Origin of the sequence: Prevotella sp. lc2012 (assembly GCF_900107065.1) — a bacterium.
In the GTDB taxonomy this organism is placed as follows: domain Bacteria; phylum Bacteroidota; class Bacteroidia; order Bacteroidales; family Bacteroidaceae; genus Prevotella.
On sequence record NZ_FNUF01000003.1, the window covers coordinates 352,809 to 375,908 of the forward strand.

At 54.5% G+C, this 23,100-nt stretch carries 17 protein-coding genes; 13 read left to right on the forward strand and 4 right to left on the reverse strand.

The features are described 5' to 3' along the window. Window positions 1-148: 148 nt before the first annotated feature. From BLU99_RS08100 to BLU99_RS12400, 5 genes are all read left to right on the forward strand, one after another. Window positions 149-640, forward strand: coding sequence for a phosphatidylglycerophosphatase A family protein (locus tag BLU99_RS08100; RefSeq protein WP_091900921.1), 492 nt, complete (start codon window positions 149-151; stop codon window positions 638-640). Next, complete coding sequence (locus BLU99_RS08105; RefSeq protein ID WP_091900922.1) at window positions 624-1,073, forward strand: GtrA family protein; 450 nt, start codon at window positions 624-626, stop codon at window positions 1,071-1,073. Before BLU99_RS08100 ends, BLU99_RS08105 begins: the two co-directional genes overlap by 17 nt. Then, window positions 1,070-1,735: a CDP-alcohol phosphatidyltransferase family protein gene (locus tag BLU99_RS08110; RefSeq protein WP_091900923.1), complete on the forward strand. Its 666-nt coding sequence runs from the start codon at window positions 1,070-1,072 to the stop codon at window positions 1,733-1,735. The genes BLU99_RS08105 and BLU99_RS08110 overlap by 4 nt, the downstream gene beginning before the upstream one ends. Before the next feature lie 173 nt (window positions 1,736-1,908). Beyond that, window positions 1,909-2,706 (forward strand): phosphatase PAP2 family protein, encoded by a 798-nt coding sequence (locus tag BLU99_RS08115; RefSeq protein WP_255397504.1) that lies wholly within the window; start codon window positions 1,909-1,911, stop codon window positions 2,704-2,706. Between the two features lie 32 nt (window positions 2,707-2,738). After that, window positions 2,739-2,873, forward strand: coding sequence for a hypothetical protein (locus BLU99_RS12400; RefSeq protein WP_255397505.1), 135 nt, complete (start codon window positions 2,739-2,741; stop codon window positions 2,871-2,873). Between the two features lie 1,077 nt (window positions 2,874-3,950). On the opposite strand, the gene BLU99_RS08120 is transcribed toward BLU99_RS12400, so the two are convergent. From BLU99_RS08120 to BLU99_RS08130, 3 genes are all read right to left on the reverse strand, one after another. Next, window positions 3,951-5,279: an inositol-3-phosphate synthase gene (locus BLU99_RS08120; RefSeq protein WP_091900925.1), complete on the reverse strand. Its 1,329-nt coding sequence runs from the start codon at window positions 5,277-5,279 to the stop codon at window positions 3,951-3,953. Between the two features lie 125 nt (window positions 5,280-5,404). After that, a complete protein-coding gene (locus tag BLU99_RS08125; protein WP_091900926.1) occupies window positions 5,405-6,181 on the reverse strand; it encodes a head GIN domain-containing protein in 777 nt (258 codons plus the stop codon). 80 nt (window positions 6,182-6,261) lie between these two features. Further along, window positions 6,262-7,512: a sensor histidine kinase gene (locus BLU99_RS08130; protein WP_091900927.1), complete on the reverse strand. Its 1,251-nt coding sequence runs from the start codon at window positions 7,510-7,512 to the stop codon at window positions 6,262-6,264. Window positions 7,513-7,715: 203 nt separating this feature from the next. On the opposite strand from BLU99_RS08130, the gene BLU99_RS08135 reads away from it, so the two are divergent. From BLU99_RS08135 to BLU99_RS08170, 8 genes are all read left to right on the forward strand, one after another. Then, window positions 7,716-9,251 carry a THUMP domain-containing class I SAM-dependent RNA methyltransferase gene (locus tag BLU99_RS08135; RefSeq protein WP_091900928.1) on the forward strand — a complete coding sequence of 512 codons (1,536 nt, stop codon included), beginning with the start codon at window positions 7,716-7,718 and terminating at the stop codon, window positions 9,249-9,251. After that, the gene (locus BLU99_RS08140; RefSeq protein ID WP_091900929.1) at window positions 9,238-11,400 is read left to right on the forward strand and encodes a S9 family peptidase; all 2,163 of its coding nucleotides are present in this window, start codon (window positions 9,238-9,240) and stop codon (window positions 11,398-11,400) included. Before BLU99_RS08135 ends, BLU99_RS08140 begins: the two co-directional genes overlap by 14 nt. 33 nt (window positions 11,401-11,433) lie before the next feature. Beyond that, entirely contained in the window at window positions 11,434-12,702 is a 1,269-nt protein-coding gene (gene purD, locus BLU99_RS08145; RefSeq protein WP_091900930.1) for a phosphoribosylamine--glycine ligase, read from the forward strand. 3 nt (window positions 12,703-12,705) lie between these two features. Next, on the forward strand, window positions 12,706-13,632 hold the full coding sequence (locus BLU99_RS08150; protein WP_091900931.1) for a hypothetical protein: 927 nt from the start codon (window positions 12,706-12,708) through the stop codon (window positions 13,630-13,632). Continuing rightward, window positions 13,623-14,075, forward strand: coding sequence for a YqaA family protein (locus tag BLU99_RS08155; RefSeq protein WP_091900932.1), 453 nt, complete (start codon window positions 13,623-13,625; stop codon window positions 14,073-14,075). Before BLU99_RS08150 ends, BLU99_RS08155 begins: the two co-directional genes overlap by 10 nt. Window positions 14,076-14,168: 93 nt before the next feature. Next, window positions 14,169-17,576: a glycosyltransferase family 117 protein gene (locus BLU99_RS08160; RefSeq protein WP_091900933.1), complete on the forward strand. Its 3,408-nt coding sequence runs from the start codon at window positions 14,169-14,171 to the stop codon at window positions 17,574-17,576. Window positions 17,577-17,588: 12 nt separating this feature from the next. After that, window positions 17,589-18,200, forward strand: a complete 612-nt coding sequence (locus BLU99_RS08165) for a polysaccharide deacetylase family protein (protein WP_091900934.1) — start codon at window positions 17,589-17,591, stop codon at window positions 18,198-18,200. Between the two features lie 42 nt (window positions 18,201-18,242). Beyond that, window positions 18,243-20,588: a glycoside hydrolase family 3 C-terminal domain-containing protein gene (locus BLU99_RS08170; protein WP_255397506.1), complete on the forward strand. Its 2,346-nt coding sequence runs from the start codon at window positions 18,243-18,245 to the stop codon at window positions 20,586-20,588. Between the two features lie 25 nt (window positions 20,589-20,613). Here BLU99_RS08170 and BLU99_RS08175 read toward each other — a convergent pair whose 3' ends face one another. Continuing rightward, complete coding sequence (locus BLU99_RS08175; protein ID WP_369807715.1) at window positions 20,614-23,061, reverse strand: beta-galactosidase; 2,448 nt, start codon at window positions 23,059-23,061, stop codon at window positions 20,614-20,616. Window positions 23,062-23,100: the final 39 nt, after the last annotated feature.

Genomic DNA, 23,100 nt, shown 5'->3' on the forward strand with positions numbered 1-23,100 from the left:
AAATCATATACCTATTTACAACCAAGGTGCAAAGGTACGCAATCGCCATCTAAAAAACGCTGATACTCAAAATAGTTTTGCCATTTTTATATTTTTTTATGTCTAAAAAGAGCTTTATTCAAATTAATATCGTAATTTTGCAAACTATATGAAGCAACCGCCATTACTACCCGTCATCATCGCAACAGGCTTCGGAGCCGGCTTCTGGCCGTGGGGACCTGGCACGGCTGGTGCCGTGGTAGCCACCGTTATCTGGTGGGCGCTGGGCTTGGTGCTCAGTCCCGTTGCTCTCACCGTCGTCACGGCCCTGCTCATCATTCTGTTCACCGTTCTCGGTACCTGGGCCACAGCCCGTCTGCAGCCCATTTGGGGCGACGACCCCAGTCGGGTGGTCGTCGACGAGATGGTGGGTGTATGGATCCCTCTGCTGCTGGCAGCCGATCCTCTACACCGCCTGTGGTGGGCGCTGGCAGCACTACTGCTGTTCCGTGTCTTCGACATCGTCAAGCCCTTCGGCATCCGCCGCCTCGACCGTCGTCGCGGTGCGCTTTGGGTGATGCTCGACGATGTGGCGGCAGGCCTCTGTTCCGCCCTTGTGCTGGGCCTCATCATCCTGATCACCTATGCCTATACGTCGTGAGCTCTGGACCTTCTGTAAAGCGCAACTGACGGCCCAATTGGCCTCGGCAGTCGACTTCTGCGTGTCGCTGTTCCTGGCCGAGGTATGCGGGGTGTGGTATCTCTACTCCACCTTTCTCGGCGCACTGAGCGGCGGTGTGGTCAACTGCATCACCAACTACCGTTGGGTGTTCCATGCCGAGGGCCTGAAGAAACGCAACGTGGCCGGTAAGTACTTCCTGGTGTGGACGGGCAGCATCCTGCTCAACACCGCTGGCACCTATCTGCTTACCGAACTGTCAGGTCAGCACTTCGTCTATGCCAAACTGGTGGTGGCCGTGGCCGTGGGGTTCCTGTGGAACTACCAGTTGCAGCGGCTCTTCGTCTACCGCGACACCCACCTCATCGACCGTATCAAGAGAAGACCATATAACAAACAAGACATACAAGCATGAACTACAGAGACTTCCTTCAGAAAGTGATCTACCATGTGATCAACCCGCTCATCAGCGCCCTGATCAAGTTGCACATCACCCCTAACATCATCACCTTCGTCGGTCTGCTGCTCAACCTGCTGGCTACGGCCCTGTTCATCTATGCCGCCGTCTATGCACCGCAGCAGCTCAATCTAATAGGCTGGGGCGGAGCCGTCATCCTCTTCGCCGGCCTGTTCGACATGATCGACGGCCGTCTGGCCCGCGTGGGAGGCATGCAGAGCACCTTCGGTGCCCTGTGGGACTCCACCCTCGACCGCTACAGCGAGTTGTTCACCCTGTTCGGCATCGCTATCTACCTGCTGCTCAACGGCTATGTATGGAGCGGTGTCGTCACCTTCGCGGCCATGGTAGGCTCCGTCATGGTGAGCTATGTGCGTGCCCGTGCCGAGGGACTCGCCATCGAGTGTAAGGTAGGGTTCATGCAGCGTCCCGAGCGCGTGGTCGTCACCAGTGTCGGTGCCCTGCTCTGCGGCTGCTGCGCTGACGGTGTGTCGTTCGATCCACTGTGGCTGCTCATCGTACCCATGTACCTCATCGCCATCCTGGCCAATATCACGGCTTTCTGGCGCATCGCCCACTGCTACCGAGTGTTGAACGAGCGCGACCATCAGAAGGCATGAAGTGGTTCGACCTACATAGTCTCTCCCGTGGTGAGGCGCTCACCTGTGTGGTGCTCGCCCTGCTGTTCCTGACAGCCACTGGCCTGTTCATCGGCCTGCGCCCCGAGCACCTGCTCATCACGGGTCTGTTCGTCGTCCTGTTCTTCGCCGCCCCCGCCACGCGCCGCCTGGCCGTGGCCCTGTTGCCCTTCGTGCTCTTCGGCATCTCCTACGACTGGATGCGACTCGTACCCAACTACGAGGTGAACCCCATCGACACCCGTCCTCTCTACGAGGCCGAGCGTGCTCTCTTCGGGATCACCGCTGACGGTCAGTGCCTCATCCCAGGCGAGTACTTCAACGCCCACCACTGGTCCGTGGCCGATCTGCTGGCCGGTCTCTTCTACCTCTGTTGGGTGCCCGTGCCCATCGCCTTCGGCCTGTGGCTTTATTTCAGTGGCCAGCGCCGTCACTACCTGCGCTTCGCCGTCGCCTTCCTGTTCGTCAACCTACTGGGATTCCTCTTCTACTACGTGCACCCTGCGGCACCACCCTGGTATGTGCTCAACTACGGCTTCGAGCCCATCCTCAGCACCCCCGGCAACGTCGCCGGTCTGTCGCGCTTCCAGGACCTCACCGGCCTCTACGTCTTCGACGGTCTGTATAGTAAGAATGCCAACATCTTCGCCGCCGTGCCCTCACTGCACGCCGCCTATATGCTCATCGCGTTCGTCTATGCCGTCATCAGTCGCCAGCGCAAGACCCTCCTGGTGGTCTTCGCCATCATCACGGTGGGCATCTGGGCCACGGCCGTCTACACCTGCCACCACTACATCATCGACGTGCTGTTAGGCATCGCCTGTGCCCTGATTGGCATCGCCCTCTTCGAATGGGTGCTTTTGCGCATCCCCCCCATCACCCGTTTCTTCCACCGCTATGTCCGCTACATCGCTGTCCCTGAGCCTGTCAAAGGGACACCACACAATAATTAGATTTACTAACCATTAACAAACAGATTCACACAATGAAAAAGAATCAGAACATTAACTTTAACGATTCAAAGAAGAAGCAACAGTACGCTAAGCCATCGATGCAAACCGTCAACACGAGCCCAACAGGTTTTCTCTGCATCAGCGGCGAATGGGGACTTATAGATTAGGAAGCCTCATCTGTAACAGAAGTCATTAGAGACACCCTTCGATATATCTTTACAAACGACCGCTCATAACTCGCGTGGTGATCAGGAACATGATAATGAGCACCGTACACACGAGTTATGGACGGTTTTTCGTATATAACTGATAGCAAGCACGTTATACTGTTTCAGCATAGAGGGTAGGATTTTACACCCAAAGAGATAGGGTCTATGAGTCGTGGAGATAGGGTTTACGAGTGAAAGAGATAATCCCTATACCCTATAAGAGATTATCTCCTTCTCTCGTAAGTGCCATTCCTTACGGTTGTGGAGATCATCTCTTTGACTGTAAAGAGGCGGGGGTACCCGGAGTAGGGCCTTTCTCTATTCCGAGTGGACCAAAAGTTCATTGTAATGGGACTAAAAGGAACAAAAGAGACCCCCTCGTTTTTCTAGTTTGCAACTTTAGGCGAACACTTTTTTAGGCACTTTTTTAGGACAAAACGGAGAGAAGGAGTTGGGTACACGCTCTTCGGCTTGTCCTTCGACAAGCGCAGGAGGCACTCAAGGATCATGGAGGAAGGGATTATCATAGAGGCCGCTTGGGAGCTGCCCTTCGACAAGCTCAGGGACCGCCTTTGACGGGATTGGAGGCGCCCTTCGACAGGCTTTGGGGCGCACTTCGACAGGCTCAGGGACCGCCGTCGACGGGATCAAGGGGCATAAATAAAAGGGGCCGGCTCTCACGAGTCAGCCCTTTCATCAATCATGAAATGTAAACATTAATCTTACAATAAGTATTATTAACAGTATTTTCTAAACTCCAAATATCTCTCTTCTCGTTTGCAAATATACTCAAAACAATTGAAGTACACAAGTTTTGAGCCGTTTTTTTTCTTATCAACATCATTTTTTATCTGAGACCCGCAAGAATATACAGGAAAAACAACAGCTGCAAACGGAGAAACGCGAAAGCAGACACCAATAACACAACTGGCTCAGCGACAGAAAAAGAAAAAGGGGCAGGCTCTCACGAGTCCACCCCTCTCCAACAAAATTGTATTGTTTACTATTTACTCCTGTTTATTTTTTTTATTATTCTTAGTCAATCTCCTCGTCGGCCTCGTAGCCGCCCATCTCACGGATGGCATTCTTCAGCATTGTGTACTGCTGGTAGAGATGGTTCACGGCCTCCTCGCCCTGCGTGTAGTCGTGCATGGGCGATTTGAGGAAGAACGACAGGAAGCGTTGCGTGCCGTAACGGCCGGCACGGGCGGCCAGGTCGCTCAGCAGACAGAGATCGAGGCAGAGCGGCGCAGCGAGGATGGAATCGCGGCAGAGGAAGTTGATCTTGATCTGCATGGGATAGCCCATCCATCCGAAGATATCGATATTGTCCCATCCCTCCTTGTTGTCGTTGCGCGGGGGATAGTAGTTGATTCGTACCTTATGATAGTACTGAGTATCCTCGTCATTGCCATGACCGTAGAGGTCGGGCTGTACGTCGGGCTTAAGGATAGTCTCGAGAGTGGAGAGCTTCGACACTTCCTTGGTGCGGAAGTTAGCGGGCTCGTCGAGTACCAGTCCGTCGCGGTTACCGAGGATATTGGTAGAGAACCAGCCGCTGAGTCCCAGGCAACGGGTGCCGATGATCGGGGCGAAGCCCGACTTCACGAGGGTCTGTCCGGTCTTGAAGTCCTTGCCGGCAATCGGCATACGGGTCTTCTCGGCCAACTCCCACATGGCGGGGATGTCGACGGTGGTGTTAGGAGCACCCATGATGAAGGGGGCACCCTCACTCAGGGCGGCGTAGGCGTAGCACATCGACGGAGCGATATGGGCACGGTCGTCGGCCTTCATGGCGGCCTCGAGGTCGCTCAGGCGGTAGTGCACCTGCTCGTCGACGGGCACGTATATCTCGGTGGAAGCGGCCCAGAGCACGACGATGCGCGCACAGCCGTTCTGCTGCTTGAAGCTACGGATATCCTCGCGCAGCGCCTCGACCATCTCCCAACGGGTCTTGCAGTCTTTCACGTTGTCGCCGTCAAGACGCTTGGCGTAGTTCTTATCGAAAGCGGCCTTCATCGGCACGATCTTCTCCAGTTCGTCGCGCACAGGCTCGATGTCCTTCTCCTTGAGCACCTCGGCATACATGGCAGCCTGGTAGGCATTCTGGGGATAGACATCCCAGCATCCGAAGACGATGTCGCTCAGCTTGGCGAGGGGAACGATATCCTTGTAGGGCAGATACTGCTTGTCGGCACCACGACCGATGCGGATCTTATCGTACTGGGTCATCGACCCCACGGGCTTTGCCAACCCCTTACGGGTCATCAGGACTCCTGTCATAAACGTAGTGGCAACAGCACCGTTACCGACCACCATGATTCCCAGCTTTCCTTCTGCTGGCTTCACATTTGTCTTTACCATTTTATAATATCTTAGTTTTACGTTTGGTTAATTCAGCATAACAAGGACCTTAAAAGGTTATTGCCCACCTTTGACACGGCAAAGATAGGCAATAATTATGAGAAACCAAAACTTTTTCGGGAAATTTATTTTCCAACATACAATTTATCGATGTCGATGTCGCCTGAACCACGCTTCTGACTGGAGAGATGCCGCAGGCTTCCCTTGAGATCGATATCGCCAGAACCATACAGTTCGCAGTTGGCACTGTTGCAGCCGTCAGCAAAGTCGACCTTGATGTCGCCAGAGCCCTTCAGCAAGAGCGACGTGGTGTCCACCTTATGCTGTCTGATGTCGATGTCGCCAGAGCCGACGAGCTCGGCCGTCGTAGCCTGTGCCTCAAGACGTTTGATGTCGATGTCGCCTGAACCGACAAGCTCGACACGGCAACGGTCGCAGAGCAGTTCATCGATATCGATGTCGCCAGAACCGCGCAGGTCGACATTGATGATGTCGGTATCGATGCGGTGCTCGCTGATGAAGTCGCCAGAGCCTTTCAAGTGGATGCCCACGAGGTCGGGCGAGGTGACGTGGACAACGGGCTGCGAGCCTGTGGTGATGACGACATTGACGGGGCCCACCTTACTGCGGTTACGGATGCGGAGGGTACCGTATTCGACCTCGGTGATGATACGCTCCACGGCATCTGCCTTACCCTCGACCCGCACGGAGAAGGTGTCGGCCTGGGTGTAATATACGGTGGGCGAGCCACTGATCTCTATCTCCTCGAAGCCCTTCAGGTTTCTGGTCTCCACGACTTTCTTGCCATCGAACGCCAGTGTCCTCGTTACCTCTACGCATGAGCTCAAACTCATGGCCATCAGCAGCAATGCACTGACCTGTAGTATTCTTACTTGTTTCATTTCTTTCTCTTTTAGGGGTTACTTTGTATGTTTGACGCAGGCGGCGTCGGAAAAGTTGCAAGACACATCGTTTATTTTCATCACATCAGAGGCAGACGTACCCAGAACGTGGAACCATGTCCCAGACGCGTCTCCACACCGATGGTGCCGCCCAGACTCTTGGCATAGGTCCTGGCCATGGCCAGACCGAGGCCCGTACCTGGCACGTACTCGTCGAGCTTGACGAAACGCTCGAAGATACGATCTTTGTCCTCTTCGGGGATGCCCTTACCTGTGTCACGCACCCAGATACGTACATGCTCGCCGTCCTGGAGTTCGTAGCCCAGGGTGATACTACCGCTCTCGGTGAACTTCACGGCATTCTGCATGAAGTGGTTGATGATCTCGGTGAGCTTGGAGACATCGGTGGTGAGCATCAGCTCGGCATAGGGGAACTCGGTGGCCACGACCACGGCCGTACGGTCGACGATGGGAGCCGTATGGTCGGCGATACGGCGCAGAAGGGCGTTCAGCTCCGTCTGCGAACGCACCAGACTCTGTCCCTCGGCTTCGACCTTCGACATACTGACCAGTCCGTCGATGACGCGCAGCAGTTTCTGGTTGTTGTTCTGTATCTCGCGGATGAGATGGTTACGGTCCTCGGCATTATCGACCATCGGTAATACATCGGCAAAGCCTACGATGGCATTCAGCGGCGTACGGATCTCATGACCCATATTGGCCAGGAAGGCCGTCTTCAAGCGGTCGCTCTCCTCGGCTTTGTTACGGGCACTAATAAGAGCCTCTTCCAACTGTTTCCTGCGGTCGATGCGCATCGTGGCGCCCAGGATTCGTGAGGGGTTGCCTTCCTCGTCGCGCTCGACGACGGTGCCGTAGCTCTCTTCCCAATAGGTAAGTCCTGCGATACTGGTCTTCACCTGATATTGCTCATGATAGGAGGTGCTGCGACCCGTGCAGAGGTCGTCGAGGGCCACTCGCACACGCTGGCGGTCGGCTCTGCCCACCATGGCCATGATGATCTCGACAGGGGTGTCGGGAGCCGGCACGTAATTGTCCTGCCCCTCGCGGAAATCGCTCTCAATGGTGAGCGTACGACTGGCAGCATCGATATGCCATGTGCAGAGCTTCATGGCGCGCAAGATGAACTCGTACTCGATATTGCCCTGACGCACCTTCTCCAGCTCAGCCAGCTCACTACGGATCTTCTTGCCCGTACGCAGCTGAACGAACACGGCAATGACCAAAGCGATAAACAATAGGATTCCTACCACCCACACCAGGGGGTACAGGTACATGTCTTCCCAGGAGACCATCAGCAGCATTCTAAGCATAGTTTTAAGTTATTCTTCGCAAAAATACAACTTAATTTCGAATAATATCACTTTTCGACGACGATTTTTACTATTTTCCTCCTATTTTTAATAATTAACAAACAAAATGCGCTGTTTTCCATTAACTTGTATTAACTTTGCAGTCGGAATTCCCAAAACGGTCACGGAAGTGATGCCGGACCGCGACAAGGTACTAAGAAATCATGAAACAGAATTATGAAGCAAACCCTGCTCACACAGATGAGCAGGAACTGATCGCCAAGACGTTTATGGGACTGGAACCTGTACTGGCGAAGGAGCTGACCCAACTGGGGGCTAACAATGTGAAGATTGGTAGACGAATGGTCTCGTTTACTGGTGACAAGGAAATGATGTATCGTGCCAACTTTCAGTTGCACACCGCAATCAGAATTCTCAAACCCATCCGCCACTTCAAGGCAAGAAGCGCTGATGATGTGTATGAGGAAATCAAGAAAATAGACTGGACAGAATTCCTGACGACGGAGAAGACCTTCGCCGTCGATGCTGTGGTGTTCTCCGAGGAGTTCCGCCACTCGAAGTTCGTGTCATACAAGGTGAAGGATGCCATCGTGGACCAGTTCCGCGAGGCTACGGGCAAGCGGCCTAACATCTCGGTGGCAAACCCCGACATTCGCCTGAACATACACGTGGCCGAGGACAAGTGTACGCTGAGTCTCGACTCCAGCGGTGAGTCGCTGCATCGCAGAGGCTACCGTCAGGAGAGCGTGGAGGCACCACTCAACGAGGTGCTGGCCGCCGGCATGATCCTCATGTCGGGATGGCAGGGCGACACCGACTTCATCGACCCAATGTGCGGATCGGGCACACTGCTCATCGAGGCAGCCCTCATCGCCAAGAACATGGCTCCTGGTCTGTTCAGGAAAGAATACGCTTTCGAGAAATGGCCCGACTTCGACTCTGAGCTCTTCGACCGCATCTACAACGACGAGAGTCAGGAGCGTGAGTTCAACCACCATATCTACGGCTACGATATCGACATGAAGGCCGTGAACACGGCCCTGCTCAACGTGAAAGCGGCGGGACTGACCAGCGTCATCACCGTGAAGCAGCAGGACTTCAAGGCATTCACACAGCCTGCCAACAAAAGCATCATCATCACCAACCCACCCTACGGCGAGCGTATCTCAACGCCCGATCTGCTGGGCACCTATAAGATGATCGGCGAACGACTGAAGCACCAGTTCCTGAATAATGACGCCTGGGTGCTCTCCTATCGTGAGGAGTGCTTCGACCAGATAGGCCTGAAACCCAGCATCAAGATTCCACTCTACAACGGATCGCTGGAGTGCGAGTTCCGCAAATACCAGATCTTCGACGGTAAGCTGAAGAACTTCCGTCAGGAGGGCGGTGTCGTGAAGACGGAGGACGAGAAACGGCAGATGGCCGAGAAGCACCGCTTCAAGAAGAACCGTGAGTTCAAGCAGCGTCTGGAGGAGACTGAGCAGAACGAGGAGAGCGATATCCGCTCGTTCACCTTCCACCGTCACGACCTGGAAAACGACAAGCGTAATGAGCGCAGAAGTCGCAGGGAGGGTGGCCGTGAGGACCGCGAAGAGCGCAGAGACCGCAAGGGCGGCTATAAGAGCAGTCCGAACAGAGGCGGTCATGAGCGTTTCGACCGCAGCGGCAAGAGCCGTTCGTTCGGCAAGGGCAAAGATTTCGGAAAGAAAAGGAGATTCAACGATGACGAGGATTAAGCAACTGCTGACCATGGCCCTGCTCCTGGCAGTCGCAACAACAATGAGTGCACAAGACAAACTATTCACCCTTGAGGACCTGAACTTCGGAGGTACGAACTACCGTCGCATGCTACCCAAGAACATGTGGCTGACATGGTGGGGCGAGCAGCTGATGTATCAGGATGCTGAGGAGGGCGGCTCCATCGATGCCAAGGGCAACAGGAAGGTGCTCTTCACGCTTGAGGAGATCAACAAGATCACAGCCGACAACGGCATCACGTTCCACAGCGCGATGAATGCCAGCTATCCTTATCCGGACCAGTCGCTTGTACTTCTGGACAACGGTACGGAGCGTGTGCTCTACGACTTCAAGAAGAAGAGCGTGGCATGGCGACAGGACAGCAAGGGACAGTTGTATGCCGACTGGAACAAGGTGTCCAGAGCGGTGGCCTATGTAAGCGACGACCAACTTTATGTCACTGACGGACAGGGACAGACCTGTCATATCAGCGATGACGGCAGCAGGGAGATTGTATATGGACAGTCCGTACACCGTAATGAGTTCGGTATCGAGAAGGGCACGTTCTGGAGTCCTGACGGACAACGGCTGGCTTTTTACCGTATGGACCAGTCGATGGTGACGGACTATCCACAGGTGAATATCTTCCCAAGGACGGCGACCTATGAGCCCGACAAATATCCGATGGCTGGTATGACCAGTCACGAGGTGACCGTCGGCGTCTATGATACAGCTACCCACAAGACCATCTACCTTAAGACGCCTTCTTCGGAGGAAACTGGAGAGGCATGCTACTTCACGAACATCGCGTGGAGCCCCGATGCCAAGACCATCTATATGTTCGAATTGAACAGAGCACAGAACGATTGTCGTCTGGTAGCCTACAACGCTGTGACAGGTGAGCGTCTCGGTGAACTGTATCGCGAAGTATCCGACAGATACGTAGAGCCGCTGCATCCCATCAGTTTCCTGCCATGGGATAACACGAAGTTTGTTATGCAGAGTCAGAAAGACGGCTACAACCATCTCTATCTGTTCGACACCAAAGGACGGGAGCTGAGACAGCTCACCGCTGGTCCTTGGGTGGTCACTGACGTACTGGGATTCAACCAGAAAGGCAAAAGCATTATCTATATATCCAACGAGAAAGACCCGCTACAGAGAAACATCTACAGCGTGAACGTAGCCAACGGTAAGCGCACCCTACTCGACAAAGGCATCGGCGCCGTGCAGTCGGCCCAGCTCTCTGCCGCAGGTGAACAGGTGGTCGACAAATACTCGGCTCCCGACATCCCGCGGAACATCGAGGTGATAGCCACAGCTAAAGGAAAGGGCTACCAACTGCTCGCTGCCGAGGATCCATGGAAAGGTTACCAGCAGCCGCTCTTCGAATGCGGAAGCATCAAGGCGGCCGATGGGGTAACGGACCTTTACTACCGCATGGTGAAGCCAGCCGACTTCGACCCTGCGAAGAAATATCCGACGGTGGTCTACGTATACGGCGGACCGCACGCCCATAACGTCGAGGCCTCATGGCACTGGTACAGTCGCTCGTGGGAGACGTACATGGCACAGAAGGGTTATGTGCTCTTCATCCTCGACAACAGAGGATCGGAGGATCGCGGACGTGACTTCGAGCAGGCGACCTTCCACCGCTTAGGACAGGTGGAGATGCAAGACCAGATGAAGGGTGTGGAGTTCCTGAAGAGCCTGCCCTATGTCGATGCCGACCGTCTGGGCGTACATGGTTGGTCGTACGGCGGTTTTATGACCATCTCACTGATGACCCACTACCCGGATGTGTTCAAGGTGGGTGTGGCAGGCGGACCTGTTATCGATTGGAAATGGTACGAAGTGATGTACGGCGAGCGCTATATGGGTACGCCTGAGAGCAACCCTGAGGGCTATGCGACCTGCAGCCTCATCCCACAGGCGAAGAACCTGAAAGGGAAACTGCAGATCATTGTGGGTTACAACGACCCCACGGTGGTGCCTCAGCATGCCCTGTCGTTCCTCGACGCTTGCGTGAAGGCCGGCACCCAGCCCGATTTCTTCGCCTACCCTGGTGAGGAGCATAATATGCGCGGCCACGCCAGTGTGCATCTACATGAGCGCATCACCCAGTATTTCGAGGACTACCTGAAGTAGTCTGCCTGTTTGTAGTTGATAGTTTATAGTAAAATGAAGATATTATTGTTAGGAAGTGGCGGACGTGAGCACGCCTTAGCATGGAAAATCGCTCAGAGCAACAAGTGTGAGAAACTGTATATCGCCCCAGGCAACGCGGGCACCTCTGACTGCGGCGAGAACATCGCCATGAAGGCCGATGATTTCGAGGCCATCAAGCAGTTCGTGGCAGAGAAGCGCGTCGACATGGTGGTGGTAGGTCCTGAAGATCCATTGGTAAAGGGTATCTACGACGACCTGAAGAACGACCCGCGCACCAAAGACGTGCCTGTGATAGGTCCTTCGAAGGCTGGTGCCGTGCTCGAGGGCTCGAAGGATTTCGCTAAGGGTTTCATGCAGCGTCACAACATCCCTACAGCCCGCTATCAGACTTTCGACGGTGAGCATCTGGAGGAGGGACTGCGGTTCCTGGAGACGCTCGAGGCACCTTACGTGCTGAAGGCCGACGGTCTCTGCGCTGGTAAGGGTGTTCTCATCCTCCCCACCCTCGAGGAGGCCAGGAAAGAGCTGAAGGAGATGCTGGGCGGTATGTTCGGCACAGCCTCGGCACAGGTGGTCATCGAGGAGTTCCTCAGCGGTATCGAATGCTCAGTGTTCGTACTGACTGACGGACAGCACTATAAGATACTACCCGAAGCTAAGGACTATAAGCGTATCGGTGAGCACGACACAGGTCTGAACACTGGCGGCATGGGCAGCGTCACCCCCGTACCTTTCGCCACGAAGGAGTGGATGCAGAAGGTGGAGGACCGTATCATCCGTCCTACCGTCGAGGGTCTGGCCGCTGAGCATATCGACTATAAGGGCTTCATCTTCTTCGGACTGATCAACGTGAAGGGCGAGCCGATGGTCATCGAATACAACTGTCGTATGGGCGACCCTGAGACGGAGAGTGTGATGCTCCGTCTGAAGAGCGACATCGTCGACCTGTTCGAGGGTGTGGCCGAAGGGAACCTCGACCAGCGCACCATCGAGTTTGATCCGCGCTCGGCCGTATGTGTTATGATGGTGAGCGGCGGTTATCCGCAGGCATACCAAAAGGGCTATCCCATCACGGGCATCGACCAGGTGAAAGGCTCTATCGTCTTCCACAGCGGCACGGCCATGAAGGACGGACAGGTGGTGACTGCCGGTGGGCGCGTCATCGCGGTATCTTCATACGGCAAGGACAAGGCCGAGGCATTGCAGAAATCCTTCGAGGAAGCACAGAAGATACAATTTACAGACAAGTATTTCCGTCGTGACATCGGAGCCGACCTGTAGACCATGAAACGGTTACAGAACCAGATAGCAGGAAGCCGCTATACCCTTCCCGTCACCATGATCTACGGGGCGTTGGTATGGTTGTTGGCAGGACTCATACAGCATCAGTGGTGGTTACAGTTCGCCCTCTTCAACGTGGCGGCACTGCTCATGTTGGAGTTTACCAACATCAACGTGCTGATTCGTATCTACAGTCGTTCGGTATCCTCGGCATTCGTCATGCTGTCGTGCGCGGCTGTCTTCCTGTTTCCCTCAACGGCAGGAGCCGCCATACAACTTATCCTCATCGCGTCGCTGATTACCTTGTTCAGATGCTATCAGGACAAGGTGTCGACGGGCTGGACGTTTTACGCGTTCCTTTGTCTCGGACTGGCTAGCGTCATCGACATCCACGTCGTCTATCTGCTGCCTGCCTACTGGATCATCATGGCATGGCATCTCTATTCCATGAGCTGGCGCACGTTTCTGGCATCTATCCTCGGACTGATCGCGCCCTACTGGTTCATGCTGGCATGGCTGTTCTTCCTGGGCGAGGAAGGGTGGCTGTTAGCAGGGGCACACTTCGCTGCTCTCGGCGATGTGATGTTCCCCATCGACTACACAGTGCTGTCGCTGCCGAGAATCTTGTTCTTCGTCCTGATGGTGGGACTGGGCATCACGGGGACAGTGCACTTCGTACGCACCAGTTCACGTGATAAGATCAGAACCCGTCAGTTGTACTATAGCTTTATCCTGTTGGGAACGGTGGCCATCCTCCTGTTGGCGCTACAGCCTCAACTCTACGATCTCATGATACGCGTCCTGCTGATCACGACCAGTCCGCTGATAGGACACTTCGTGGCACTGACCTCCACTAAGGTGACCAACATCGCGTTCCTCACTATCGTCGCTGTGGTACTGGCACTCACCGTCTACTGTCTATGGATGTAATCATCACCTTCCTGAGCCAGTACGGCTACTGGGGCATGCTACTGGCGGCCTTCCTGGCTGGCAGTTTCTTTCCGTTCTCCAGTGAGGCCGTCATGATAGGCTTGATGGCCACAGGACTCGACCCCTGGGGACTGATGGTCTATGGCACTATCGGCAACGTGCTGGGCAGCATCCTCAACTACAGCGTGGGAAGGATGGGAAGGATGGAATGGATAGAGAGATACCTGCACGTGAAGAAGGAAAGTCTGGAGAAGGCGCATCGCATGCTGGCAGGCCGCGGTGCCTGGATGGGCTTCTTCGCATTCCTGCCTGTGCTGGGCAGTGCCATCACCATCGCATTGGGACTGATGCGCTCGAACATCGTCATCACGTTCATAGCCATCACATTGGGTAAGATATTCCGCTATATCCTCCTGATCGAGGGCGCTGGTTTGTTTATGTAAGTTAATTATCAGTATCCGTTCTATATTTTCGATAATAATTCGTACCTTTGCCCGTAATTTTATGAATAAACGATAAAACAAGAAATCAATCATATGAGACAATTCTTTGCAGAGCAAAACAGTCGTGCCAGCTATAGACTGGTGGACAATGTGCTTGGATGGCTCACATTTCTGATAGCAGCCGTCGTCTATTGCTCTACGATCGAACCGACAGCCAGCTTCTGGGACTGTCCGGAGTTTATCACAACAGGTTATAAACTGGAGATCGGCCATCCCCCTGGGGCTCCTTTCTTCATGCTGACGGCCAACCTCTTCTCGCAGTTTGCCAGTGACGCCACTCAAGTGGCACGCATGGTGAACACGATGAGCGCCCTGCTCTCGGCCACCTGTATCCTGTTCCTGTTCTGGAGTATCACCCATCTGACACGTCGTCTGCTCATCAGCAACTGGAATGAGCTGACATTGCCCAAGATGATAGCCATCGAGGCCTCTGGTCTTGTGGGAGCATTGATCTACACCTTCAGTGACACGTTCTGGTTCTCTGCTGTCGAAGGCGAGGTTTATGCTTACTCCTCCGCTTTCACGGCCGTTGTATTCTGGCTGATCCTCAAATGGGACGACCATGCCGACGAGCCTCACTCAGACCGTTGGCTGATTCTCATCATGTACATGACAGGACTCTCTATCGGTGTACACCTGCTGAACCTACTGTGTGTGCCTGCCATCGGCCTCGTATGGTACTATCGCCGATTCCCGAATGCCAACCTCAAGGGCTCGCTGATTGCACTGGCCATCTCGCTCGTCATCCTGGCAGCCGTGCTGTATGGTGTCGTACCTGGTATTATCACCGTAGGCGGCTGGTTCGAGCTGTTCTTCGTCAACACCCTCGGCCTACCGTTCAATACTGGTGAGATCATCTATATTATCCTGCTCGTCGCCTGCGTCATCTGGGCCGTCTACGAGACACAGACCCAGAAGCACAGTCTGAAGATACAGAACATCGCCTTCCTGCTGGCCGTTGGTATGCTCGGCATCCCGTTCTACGGCTGGGGCTGGTCGGCATTCATCATCGGCGTCATCGTATTGGCAGTCCTGTGGTTCGTCCTGCAGATGAAGAGAGACAAGGTCGCCCTCATCAGCGCACGTATCAAGAACACCACGCTACTCTGTATGCTGATGCTGATGATCGGCTACTCGACATACGCCCTGATTGTGATCCGCTCCTCGGCTAACCCGCCGATGGACCAGAACTCGCCAGAGGATATCTTCACTCTGGGCGACTACCTCGGACGCGACCAGTATGGACAGCGCCCACTGCTCTACGGACAGGCCTACACCTCACAGGTGGCCCTGACTACCGACGGTCAGTACTGTCGGCCCGTCATGTCGAAGGGCAAGCCCGTCTACCAACGTAAGGAGAAGGCATCGGCCAATGAGAAGGACTCATACTTCGTGGTACGTACGAAGGATGAATACAAATACGCCCAGAACATGCTCTTCCCACGTATGTATGATGCAGGTCATGCCTCAGCATACGAGTCATGGATGGGCGGTGTCGACGGTACGGAAGTGCCTTACGACCGCTGCGGCGAACCCATGACCGTGAAGATGCCCACACAACTGGAGAACATCCGATTCTTCCTGAGCTACCAGTGTAACTTCATGTACTGGCGTTACTTCATGTGGAACTTCGCTGGTCGACAGAACGATATCCAGGGCAACGGAGAACTGGAGCACGGCAACTGGATCACTGGTATCCCCTTCATCGACAACGCACGTCTGGGCGACCAGTCATTGCTACCTGACGACCTGAAGGAGAACAAGGGTCATAACGTGTTCTACTGCTTGCCGCTCATCCTGGGTCTCCTCGGCCTCTTCTGGCAGGCATGGTACACCCGCAGGCGCAAGGAGATGGTCAACGGCACGGAGAAGACGGTGGACGACCCCATCGGCATCCGCCAGTTCTGGGTGGTGTTCTTCCTCTTCTTCATGACAGGACTCGCCATCGTCATCTACCTGAACCAGACACCGATGCAGCCACGTGAGCGCGACTACGCCTATGCAGGCTCGTTCTATGCCTTCGCGATCTGGTGCGGTATGGGTGTGGCCGCCATCATCAACTGGCTCACGAGAAAGCTCCAGCTGACAGGTAAACAGGGAGAGACCATCATCGCCGCTATTGTAGGTATCGTCTGCCTCATCGTCCCCATCCAGATGGCCTCCCAGACATGGGATGACCACGACCGCTCTGGTCGCTACTGCTGCCGTGACTTCGGACAGAACTACCTGATGACGCTCCAGGAAGAAGGTAACCCCGTCATTTTCACCAATGGCGACAACGACACCTTCCCCCTGTGGTATAACCAGGATACGGAGGGTGTACGCACGGATGCCCGTGTCTGCAACCTCTCCTATCTGCAGACAGATTGGTACATCGACCAGATGGTCCGTCCTGCATACAACTCGCCATCGCTGCCTATCACATGGAACCGTCTCGAATACTGTGCAGGCACCAACGAATATGTACAGGTAGACCCGTCGCTCAAGGAACAGGTGCTCCAGCTCTATCGTGAGCAGCCTGAGGCAGCCCGCAAGCAGTTTGGCGACGAGCCCTTCGAGCTGAAGAACATCCTGAAGAACTGGGTGCGCGCCAAGGAGAAAGAGTTCCACGTCATCCCCACCGATACCGTCTATGTGACCATCGACAAGGAGGCTGTGCGTAAGAGTAAGATGATGATGGCCAGCGACTCTATCCCCGACCGCATGGTGATCTCGTTGAAAGGAAAGGGCGCGCTCTACAAAGGCGACCTGATGATGCTCGAGATCATCGCCAATGCCAACTGGACTCGTCCCATCTACGTAGCCACCACCGTAGGTTCTGAGAACTATATGAACCTGGGCGACAACTTCGTACAGGAGGGTCTTGCCAACCGCATCACGCCTTTCACCACGAACGCGCCAGGAGCGAAGAACTTCGACACAGAGAAGACCTATAACAACGTGATGAAGAAGTTCAAGTTCGGCGGCATCGAGCAGCCAGGTATCTACCTCGACGAGACCGTCATGCGTATGTGCTACACCCACCGCCGCCTGATGGCCTCCCTGGCCTTGAACCTAATTCAGGAGGGACAGGACGAGAAGGCCAAAGAGGTGCTCGCCAAGAGCGAGAAGGCGATCCCCGACTATAATGTGCCACACGATTTCCAGAGCGGCTCGCTCGATCTGGCACGCGGCTATGCGCTGACAGGTCAGGAAAAGAAAGCCCAGCAGCTGATCGACATCCTGTGGAAGAAAGCGTCGCAGTATCTGACATGGTACTACTCGCTCGACGGCATGCGCTTCGAGAGCTCACAGCACGACTGTCTGATACAGCTCTATATCGCAGAACAGCTGCTGCAAGTGCAGGAGACCATCGACAGCGAGAAGGCTAAGAAGATGGATCTGCGTATCCAGCAGCTCACCAAGCAGTTCCATGCCAAGGGTGGCAGATTCGAATATTAAGAGGAAACCAGCATGTTCATAGAACAACCAGCCATCTATCTCCGCTGGCTATATCCCAAAGCCTTCTGGAGGATGAACCGTCGTGAAAGGGCAGTCTATCTGACCTTTGACGACGGTCCTATCCCAGAGGCCACCCCCTTCATCCTTGATACGCTCAAGCAGTTTGATATCAAGGCCACCTTCTTTATGGTGGGCGACAACGTACGGAAATATCCCGACCTGTATGAGCGGATCGTTGCAGAAGGTCATCAGGTAGGCAACCACACCCATAACCATATCAGTGGGTTCCGTCATACCATCAAAGAGTACAACTACAATATCGAGAAGGCCAACGCCTATATCAAGAGCCGCTATTTCCGTCCGCCTCATGGTTGGATGCGCACTGGTCAGTACGCATGGGTCAGCAGGAAGTTCAAGGTGGTCATGTGGGATCTTGTGACACGCGACTATTCTAAGTGGATGACTGCCGAGGATGTGGTGAACAACGTGAAGCACTACGCCCGCAATGGCTCTATCATCACCTTCCACGACTCCCTGAAATCGATAGATAAGCTTCGTACGGCCCTACCAGAGAGTCTTCAGTGGCTGAAGGAAGAGGGCTACATCTTCAAGGTCTTCCCTTAGTCGACCCCAACCCAAGCTAAACTTCTAAACACTATTATAAAAATGAAAAAACTACTTACCATTTCCTTATTAGTATCATTCGCTATGACAATGAATGCCCAGCCCAAGCTAAGTGCCAACAACATCGACGAGGTGCTTCAGGCTATGACCCTTGAAGAGAAAGCCAAACTGCTCGTCGGAGGAGCCAACAATTTCTTTGGTGCAGGAGCCGTCGTAGGCGGTGAGGCCGACCTCGTGGCAGGTGCCGCAGGTACCTCGCCAGCCATTCCCCGTCTTGGCATCCCTGCCACGGTATTGACAGACGGTCCTGCTGGCGTACGTATCGACCCCACCCGTAAGGGCACAGACAAGACTTATTATGCCACGGCCTTCCCTATCGGTAGTTGTCTTGCTTCCACCTGGAACACCGAGCTTGTGGGCAAGGTGGGCGAAGCCATCGGCAACGAGACCAAGGAGTACCGTTGCGACGTCATCCTCGGCCCTGGCATGAACCTACACCGCAACCCCCTCTGCGGTCGTAACTTCGAGTATTACTCCGAGGACCCTCTTCTGACAGGTAAGATCGCCGCCGCCTATATCAACGGCGTGCAGAGTCAGGGCGCAGGTGTCTCTGCCAAGCATTTCGCCGTAAACTCCCAGGAGACAGACCGTACGAGCGTCGACGAGCGCGTCAGTCAACGTGCAGCCCGTGAGCTCTACCTCCGCGGCTTCGAGATTGCCGTCCGCGAGAGTAATCCTTGGACCATTATGGCCTCATACAACAAGATCAACGGTGAGTTCTCTATGGGCAATCACGATCTGCTCACCAAGATCCTCCGTGAGGACTGGGGCTTCAAGGGTATCGTGATGACTGACTGGATCGGTATCCGCGAGGGACTGCCCACCACCCGTGAGGTACATGCAGGCAATGATCTCATGGAACCTGGTCAGCCGGCTCAGGTACAGGAGATCATCGACGGTGTAAAAAACGGTAGTCTCGACATCGCCGATGTCGATCGTAACGTGCGCCGCATGCTTGAGTACATTGTCAAAACCCCGAGTTTCCACCAGTATCCCGCCAGCAATGCCCCCGACTTCAAGGCTCATGCTGCCATCACCCGACAGACAGCCGCCGAAGGTATCGTTCTTCTGAAGAATAACGGCACACTGCCTTGGAAGAAAGATGTAATCAAAACGGTTGCCCTGTTTGGCGAGAACTCCTACGATTTCCTCTCTGGCGGAACAGGTTCTGGCTGTGTCCACCCCCCTTATGTGGTTGACATGCTGGAAGGACTGCAGAATGTAGGCATCAGCTCTTCGCCCACACTCACTGATATCTATCGCAAATACATCGAATATGCCAAGGTGAAGTTCCAAGCCGAGCGCCACCCCGCCAAATGGTACCAGAGTGAGTATTTCGGTCAGCAGAAATATCCTGAGATCGGTATCTCACCCATCGCCGTCAACAATGAAGTGAAGCATGCCGACGCTGCCATCATCACCATCGGACGCCAGGCTGGTGAAGGTGTCGACCGCGACATCGACACGGAGTTCAACCTCATCCCTGAGGAGCGTGCCCTGATCACGGATGTCTGCAACGCTTTCCATGCTGCTGGCAAGCCTGTCATCGTAATCATCAACTCAGGAAGTGTCATCGAGACAGCCTCTTGGAGCGCCTATCCTGATGCTATTCTCTGTGCATGGCAACCTGGCATGGAAGGTGGCAACTCGATTGCCGATCTGCTCACAGGTAAGGTGAACCCCTCTGGAAAGCTTACCATGACATGGCCCATCTCTGCCACTGATCATGCCTCTACGAAGGATTTCCCTGGCAATATTGACTTTTATACTTTCAAGGATATGGCCGCCAACAAGCGTCCTATCCCAGGACATGCCTACACAAACCATGAGGAAGACATCTATGTGGGCTACCGCTATTTCGACACTTTCCAGAAGAATGTAGCCTATCCCTTCGGTTTCGGACTGAGCTACACAACGTTCAGTTTTGCTAAACCTGTGGTGAAGGCCAAAGGAAAAGATGCCGTCGAAGTGTGTGTCACCGTTAAGAATACAGGAAGTGTAACGGGTAAAGAGGTGGCTCAGGTCTATGTTCAGGCTCCCAAAGGAAAGCTTGCGAAACCTACTCAAGAACTGAAAGCCTTTGCCAAGACACGTGAGTTGAAGCCTGGCGAGAGCCAGGTTCTCACCATGGTGATTCCTGTGCGCGACCTAGCCAGTTTCGACGAGGCAGGTTCGCAGTGGCTCACAGAAGCTGGCACCTATACGTTCCGTATCGGCAATAGCAGCCGTGACATTACTGCCACAGCGACACTGAAGCTCTCGGAATACACAGAGAAGACAACGAATGCTCTTGCTCCTCAACAGTCACTCAATCTGTTGAAGCAATAAGCATCTGTTCCTATCGTCTGTCGCGTTAATACACGAACAGACGATAGGAACGGATAGAACCAGGTGCCGACTGTTCGGCACGAGGGAGATAATCAAAACCCGTCAGGATCTGTTCACTGCCAAGGTCGATGACCATCAAGTGCGGAAGAGCAGATCCTTTTTCTGTGCGCCAATACGTAGACTCCTGCAGGTCGAACACCTTGTCGGCCGTGTTGTTCCCACGAAGGATATCCTCGCTGTCGGCATACTTCACCGTCCACGCCTCACGACTGATTCGAGCCCCCTGGGCATTGAGGGCATAGACCTCTGCCACGGCCACCTCGTCACCACCCGTCTGGGTGGAGAGCGCCTGAAGAGCGATATAACGTCCCCGTACTGGCTGGTCGAAACGTACGGTCTGCCAACCGTTGCCAGCCACGAACTGACCCTCGGCCACAGGCGTGGCAGAGTTCAGGTCTGGCTTGTCGCCAGGGTTATTATGCGTGCGTGTCTTCTCTATATTCAACTTATCCAGTTCCGGACGGTTCTGTCCGAACAACGTCGGATAGACAGACATCTGTTCCGCCTTGGCCTCCTTCGGCCTCCGGAGAAAACGTCCTGCGCGCTTTTTCTTGTTCGCCTTATCCAGAGCCTTCAGAGCCGACGGATAGTAAGCCCGCAGCGATGGCCCCACCACGTCGAGGACGATCACCTCATTCTTTCCCTTCTTAAGCCAGCAGCCAGGCACATAGAGCGTCTGCTGCGGGCCGATAGACCAGAACCGTCCGATGGGATGTCCGTTGACATAGACCTGTCCTTTTCCGAAAGCCTCCATATTCAGATACGTATCACCCACCCTGTTCAACTGGAAATAACCCCGATAGTAGCCAGAGCCTTTGTAAGGAGCAGGCAGCTCGGTCACCTGACCGTTCCCTGCCATCTCATTTCTCATGGCCTTGGCGGTGGCCAGCGCCTTGACAGCCGTCTGATAGTCATCAGGTATCGTCATGATGGTCCAACGGCGCAGGTCCCATGTCAGCTCATGGCCGTCAACCTCGGCAGTGATGGTCACACTCTTAGTGATACCTTTATAGTCCTTGATAGCCCGTCCAAAGTTGATACGCCCCATCGCCTCCAGGAGGATCTTCAGCTCCTGACCTTTCCTGACAGCCGGCAGACGGAGACTCTTCTCATTACGCACACGATCGATCTTGCCGATATAAGTCGTATCGATGAACACCTGAGCATAGTCATGACAATCGTTCAGCGTGAGCATACTCTCCTGCGGAATCTCAGGCAGCACCGTCTGGTAGATCATCGAGCCCCAGCCCTGATCCATCTCCTCCATGGTACGCAGCTCACTGTCCATCACCAGCGAGTCGACACCCAACAGGATGTCAGCCCGTTCCGTCAACTCAAACGGCGGGATACTGATAAGACCGTTAGGGAACGGCGGTCGCTTGGGCAGTGGCACGTCACTGTATTTCTGCAGCACCTCACGCAACTTGACGAACTTCTCCGTCTGAGCACCATGCTCGTTGATGGGCGCATCATAGTCGTAAGAGGTGACATCCGGTGCGAAACCCGGACTGTTGGCCCCCGCCCAGTGTCCGAACGAGGTACCCCCATGAGTCATATAAAGAGAGAAGCTGATGCCCTTCGACAACATCTCGTCGATACCGTCGACCATATCCTTGGCAGGACGCGTCTCATGCCGTGCTCCCCACTTATCGAACCAGCCGCTCCAGAACTCCGAGCACATCTTCGGTGCATCAGGACGGAGTTCACCCAGACGACGGAACTGCTCGTCGATGTTCGCGCCCGTGCCGAAATTCATTGTCCACACCAGATCGTCGAGCCCGTTCTTCTCGAAGTTACTGCTCCAATCGCACTGGAACATCACAGGCGCGCCAGAGCCCCAGGCATCGCGCACCATGTCACGTATCGCAGAGATATAAGGCTTGTCCTCACCATAAGAGCCATATTCGTTCTCCACCTGTACCATGATGATAGGTCCCCCGTTACGGATGCTCAGCGGTGCCAACTGGCGTGCCACCTGCTGCTCGAAGAGCCTGACACGCTCCATGAAGTAAGGATCCTGCTCCCTCAGTCGGATATCCTTCTTCTTCAGCAGCCACCAGGGCAGACCGCCCATCTCCCACTCCGCACAGACATACGGTCCGGGACGCACGATGACATACATCCCGTTCTGCTGGGCCAATCGACAGAACGCTGCCACATCATTATTCTCGGAGAAGTCGAACTGTCCCTCGCGCTGTTCATGGATATTCCAGAACACATAGATGCAGAGCGTGTTCATGCCCAGCGACTTACACAGTTGGATACGATGCTCCCAGTAGGCACGCGGGATACGTGGGTAATGCACCTCCGCTGCCTTGATAACGAAAGGCTTGCCGTCAAGGAGGAAGGTCTTGTGGCCCACGGTGAAGTCGGCGGCCCTCATGGTCTGGGGTACGAAGAACATGCCGGCCATCACAACCGACAGTAACACATTTCTGATAAAGAACTTACA

Bases quoted from the DNA above. Each gene is read 5' to 3' on its own strand.
- BLU99_RS08100 (WP_091900921.1), top strand. From the start codon at position 149: ATGAAGCAACCGCCATTACTACCCGTCATCATCGCAACAGGCTTCGGA.
- BLU99_RS08155 (WP_091900932.1), top strand. From the start codon at position 13,623: ATGGATGTAATCATCACCTTCCTGAGCCAGTACGGCTACTGGGGCATG.
- BLU99_RS08120 (WP_091900925.1), bottom strand. From the start codon at position 5,279: ATGGTAAAGACAAATGTGAAGCCAGCAGAAGGAAAGCTGGGAATCATG.
- BLU99_RS08150 (WP_091900931.1), top strand. From the start codon at position 12,706: ATGAAACGGTTACAGAACCAGATAGCAGGAAGCCGCTATACCCTTCCC.
- purD (WP_091900930.1), top strand. From the start codon at position 11,434: ATGAAGATATTATTGTTAGGAAGTGGCGGACGTGAGCACGCCTTAGCA.
- BLU99_RS08175 (WP_369807715.1), bottom strand. From the start codon at position 23,061: ATGGCCGGCATGTTCTTCGTACCCCAGACCATGAGGGCCGCCGACTTC.
- BLU99_RS08135 (WP_091900928.1), top strand. From the start codon at position 7,716: ATGAAACAGAATTATGAAGCAAACCCTGCTCACACAGATGAGCAGGAA.
- BLU99_RS08105 (WP_091900922.1), top strand. From the start codon at position 624: ATGCCTATACGTCGTGAGCTCTGGACCTTCTGTAAAGCGCAACTGACG.
- BLU99_RS08125 (WP_091900926.1), bottom strand. From the start codon at position 6,181: ATGAAACAAGTAAGAATACTACAGGTCAGTGCATTGCTGCTGATGGCC.
- BLU99_RS08110 (WP_091900923.1), top strand. From the start codon at position 1,070: ATGAACTACAGAGACTTCCTTCAGAAAGTGATCTACCATGTGATCAAC.
- BLU99_RS08160 (WP_091900933.1), top strand. From the start codon at position 14,169: ATGAGACAATTCTTTGCAGAGCAAAACAGTCGTGCCAGCTATAGACTG.
- BLU99_RS12400 (WP_255397505.1), top strand. From the start codon at position 2,739: ATGAAAAAGAATCAGAACATTAACTTTAACGATTCAAAGAAGAAGCAA.
- BLU99_RS08165 (WP_091900934.1), top strand. From the start codon at position 17,589: ATGTTCATAGAACAACCAGCCATCTATCTCCGCTGGCTATATCCCAAA.
- BLU99_RS08140 (WP_091900929.1), top strand. From the start codon at position 9,238: ATGACGAGGATTAAGCAACTGCTGACCATGGCCCTGCTCCTGGCAGTC.
- BLU99_RS08170 (WP_255397506.1), top strand. From the start codon at position 18,243: ATGAAAAAACTACTTACCATTTCCTTATTAGTATCATTCGCTATGACA.
- BLU99_RS08130 (WP_091900927.1), bottom strand. From the start codon at position 7,512: ATGCTTAGAATGCTGCTGATGGTCTCCTGGGAAGACATGTACCTGTAC.